The following is a 3,854-nucleotide window of genomic DNA, read 5'->3' as shown; positions in this document are numbered from 1 at the left end:
TAGCGTGCGTCGCCATCTGCATCGCCGGCAGAAGCAGCCTCACGTCATTCGCAACCTGTTTCAGGAAAAGCATGTTCGCTACGCAGCCTGATCAAACGTACGCACTATTTAATGCGCCGGTCAGTACCTGGACGGAGGTATGTCATGGCTACATACGTCATTCTTAGCCGTCTTTCTCCCGACGCGTTCAAGCATCCCAGTGAATTGAAGCAACTCGCCGCCACGGTGGCCGAGAAAATCAAGGCAGAGTGCCCTGCCGTCACCTGGAAGGACAGCTATCTCACTCTTGGGCGTTTCGACGTCGTGGACCTTGTCGAGTCGAACGATCTCAAACAGCTCGAGCGCGCGGCGTTAATCATCCGAGCCTATGGGCACGCTGCGACCGAAACGCTGCAAGCGACACCATGGGGCGAATTCATCGCGGCTCTGTAACCGAGATGGATGGTTTGGGTTCGATGCGATGAAATAGACCGGGTCACGGTTACGTCTCATCGCGGTATGTCTGACCGTGATCGCAGGGGGCGACATCTTCCAGGACCGTCTTATCCATTTCCCTGAGAAAGCTGCAATTGACGACGTCGCTAAACCCCGATCGCAAATCGGTGGGCAACAAAAAAGCACCTATTACAGGTGCTCGGTGTTTTTAGCCGCCGTTCGGACTGGCAGGCATATTCAGCCTGCTTCCGGACTGAAGTCGGGCATGGTCATCATGCTTGAAGGCGAACTTCATAGCGTTACCAGCGCCGGGTACCACGTCGGCTACGAAGCGGCGCAGGCTGGCGCTGTCATACAGGGCCTCCTCGCAAGCCAGATCTGCCAGGTTAAACCAGTGCTGCAGAAAGTGGATGCGCAGCATCCGCTCCAGACCAATGGGCCGCCGGCCATTGCCTGCCTTCGGATAGTACGGCTCAATCGCGGCGCACAATGCCGCCCACGGCACGATCTGCTCCATCGTCGCCAGAAATTCCTCACGTCGGCGTTGGCTTGCGGTGTTGCTCGAAACCTGCGCATTGGTCTGCACCCGCTGCCAACGTCATCTGCTTCATGTTCTTCTCTTTGCGCTCGTGATTCTTCAAATAACGCGCCTTCTCACGAACCGGAGGACTTGATCAGCATTGCCTTAAGGCGATCAAGCCTCTGCATCTTGCGCAGGACGACCCTGCCGCAATCTTCGATCATGGCTGGGAATGGCTCGGCAAGATCAAGCGCTTGCACGCTGAACGAGAGTTGCCTGAGAAAGTAATGTTTGCGGTCAACTCGCCCGTTCAATCGGACACTTTACTCGTACGCGCGTACAGGGACGTTGTAGCGGAACTCAGCACAGCCCCGAACACCACAGTCGTCCCTACGATGACGCGCAGGCGATTCTCAAGTTCGCCTGATGATGAGAGAAGCCTCGCAATAGACAGAGCAGGCTTTTTGTTGTCAAACCTCCGGCAAACTCAGTATTCGCCATCCAGCCAGAGGATTTCCTCATCGCCTTCTTCAGCGCTCTTGGGCATGTTATGCCCAGCTTATTCCCGCGCACCGTCAGTTGCATGCCTGAACTGCCTTTCCCCATCCTGACGGAGATGGGGTCCAGGTCACCGGCCACGAAGAAGAAGTTGGTGAGGCGCTCCTTTAACTCATCGAGCAACTCGTCCCCCAGATCCTCGTTCTCCCGGCCACCCTGCACCCACTCGCAATAGCGATTGTGGCTCTCGACCACATCTTCCAAGTACTCTTGAGTGACAGCAACGACACTCGACAGTAGCTTCTTACCTTTGGTTTGCATCTGGTGCTCCGTGGCAACAATGACGCCTAATGTGTCGCTAAACAGCAAGACGTTAGAGGCCTGCCTGCTCCTTCGCCTTTGTCTCCTTGAGACATTCTGAGAAATTTGTGAATTCATATCCAAGGGTCACTTGGACTCGGTCCCGTTGATCTGCAGTCGTATTGAGGCCGATCGAGTCAATCTCGGCGGGTAGCTTCGCTCCTGAAGCCTTGCTCCAAAAGTAACCGTAGTACCGCTCTTGTTTCCGTAGCGCTGTCACCCACTCCTGTGGCTCCTTCCAGATTGATCCTGCCATCAGAAAATCCTTCTTATACGGCTTGCCGTATCGCGCCTCGAGCTCACTGGCGAGGGCATCTATGCGTTGCCTGGCGGCGAAGCCACCAGAGTCCGTCTGCAGATTAGTTGCCAGACCGAGAACCTTGCAAAGGCCAGGGGTCCCAAATATCAGCCCATAGGCTTCGAACAACGGGTACGGCTTCGGAACGGTTCCCAGAACTATGGTGTCACTCGTTTCTTGCATGACACTCAGGGCGGCACGTACCTCGGCTTTAGAAAGCCCCATACGGAGGCCAAATGGGCCATCCCATGAAACCTGCGCCTGCCCTGTTGCCCGGGACGACGGTGCCGCCTGCGCTGCATTTCCAAGCAGCGATGCAGCAGGCGAGCTGGCCGGCGCAATTGAGGCTTGCTCCTGATTGCACCCGACGAGGCCTACGGAAACCGCCACCGCAATCAGAATCGCTTTCATGACTCCTCCCGTGCGTTATCAGGTCTTCCGTCGCAAGGTCAACTCCAGGCCTGAGCCGCCCTTCGCTATCTTCAGCGAGGTCAGGTCCCCATCCAGATGAAGGAAGCTGGTGAGGCGCACCTTCAGCTCGTCGAGCAACGCTCCTTCCAGATACTCATCTTCCTGGCCGCTTAGCGCCCACTCCCGATACCAGCTGTGGACTTCCACAACGTCTTCCACCACGAGTTCGTGGATCACCGCAATCCCCTTTCGGTGCGGAATTGTTCAGCGAGCAGGTGAGCAACTCTGCCCGGCGCAGGCGTATTCCTTGGTCATCCCTCCCATGCAATTCACCCGGTAGGTATCCCCGTCATGGCCTGTCTCTATGAGGAGCGCATAGCCGACGGGTGTGCACATGTCTTTCAAGGCAAGCGCCTCCGCCATATTGGAGAATGGCCCGGGGCTGGGCTTTGCCACGACTGTCGGCTGGCGCACGGGGGTCATCTGCGAGGAGCCAGGAGGCTGCGGTGCAGCCGGTGGCGACGTCACCAAAGGCTGGCTCGAAGCCGGTATGTTGCTCTGCACGACGAAGCGCCGGAAATCGGATTTTGCCGCGGCTGGATCGGTCGCGCACCCGAACATATTCCCGCAGGTCGCGTCAACCACGATAGTCGCACTTCCATCGGAATTCACCACCCTGGTGATGTAGTAGGCGAGCTCCATATCTCGGGAGCCATAGGTCTGCAGTACCACGTCGGTTGCAATTTGGATTCGGTATCTGCTATTCATGGCGACCCACGCCTGGGCGCGCTGCCAATACGTATCGCACTGAGCTCGATTGGCGCAGGGGACGCCCATGGCCGACGGCGGACCCACGTACGCGCACCCACCCAGCACAAGCGTCGCGATACAAGCCTGCAGAAGACGCTTCATATCCCCCTCCCCGGTCATTTCGATGTCGTTACGCATTAGCGTAGCCGTCAGGGCGGCGATGCCATATAGGACAAAAGGATGTTTCAGTGGTGAATAACTGCGCACTTCATGCAACCGCATCTGCGCTCGCCGATCGGCAATAGACATAAGGGGGGTTAGGTCAAAACTCTGCAAGCGGAGCGCCTTGCGTCCTGGCCGTAGCACTAGGCCGGTAAAACCGTTGAACACGCTGTCCGTGACGGTGCAGTTCCGCAAATCCGAAGGTCGGAGTCGCCCTGCTTTCCGACATCCCCGGATTTGTCGTCAACATACTGACGTGTGCACCAAATAGTGCGTATTGCGTTATATGGGCATGAAGACAAAAACTGATGCCCGAAAGTTGGATGGAGCCACGCAAGCCCACCTGAGAAAGCTGGTGGT

Annotated in this window: 5 protein-coding genes and 1 pseudogene; 1 reads left to right on the top strand and 5 read right to left on the bottom strand. The window is 57.0% G+C overall.

The features are described 5' to 3' along the window. Positions 1 to 144: 144 nt before the first annotated feature. Positions 145 to 432 (top strand): GYD domain-containing protein, encoded by a 288-nt coding sequence (locus KHO41_RS40745; RefSeq protein WP_211958853.1) that lies wholly within the window; start codon positions 145 to 147, stop codon positions 430 to 432. Between the two features lie 337 nt (positions 433 to 769). On the opposite strand, the pseudogene KHO41_RS40740 reads toward KHO41_RS40745, so the two are convergent. The 5 genes and pseudogenes from KHO41_RS40740 to KHO41_RS40720 all read right to left on the bottom strand — a co-directional run. Further along, positions 770 to 1,021: pseudogene (locus KHO41_RS40740) on the bottom strand (transposase); the annotation flags it as partial. A gap of 324 nt (positions 1,022 to 1,345) precedes the next feature. Further along, positions 1,346 to 1,774 carry a hypothetical protein gene (locus KHO41_RS40735; protein WP_211958852.1) on the bottom strand — a complete coding sequence of 143 codons (429 nt, stop codon included), beginning with the start codon at positions 1,772 to 1,774 and terminating at the stop codon, positions 1,346 to 1,348. Between the two features lie 52 nt (positions 1,775 to 1,826). Beyond that, positions 1,827 to 2,522, bottom strand: a complete 696-nt coding sequence (locus KHO41_RS40730) for a hypothetical protein (RefSeq protein ID WP_211958851.1) — start codon at positions 2,520 to 2,522, stop codon at positions 1,827 to 1,829. 18 nt (positions 2,523 to 2,540) lie between these two features. Then, positions 2,541 to 2,759, bottom strand: coding sequence for a hypothetical protein (locus tag KHO41_RS40725; protein ID WP_211958850.1), 219 nt, complete (start codon positions 2,757 to 2,759; stop codon positions 2,541 to 2,543). A 27-nt stretch (positions 2,760 to 2,786) separates the two neighbouring features. Further along, positions 2,787 to 3,554: a hypothetical protein gene (locus KHO41_RS40720; RefSeq protein WP_211958849.1), complete on the bottom strand. Its 768-nt coding sequence runs from the start codon at positions 3,552 to 3,554 to the stop codon at positions 2,787 to 2,789. Positions 3,555 to 3,854 lie beyond the last annotated feature (300 nt).

It is taken from the genome of Cupriavidus numazuensis, from assembly GCF_905397435.1.
In the GTDB taxonomy this organism is placed as follows: Bacteria; Pseudomonadota; Gammaproteobacteria; order Burkholderiales; family Burkholderiaceae; genus Cupriavidus; species Cupriavidus numazuensis.
The sequence above is the reverse complement of the archived record's forward strand: the minus strand, read 5'-3'. Positions and strand labels throughout refer to the sequence as shown.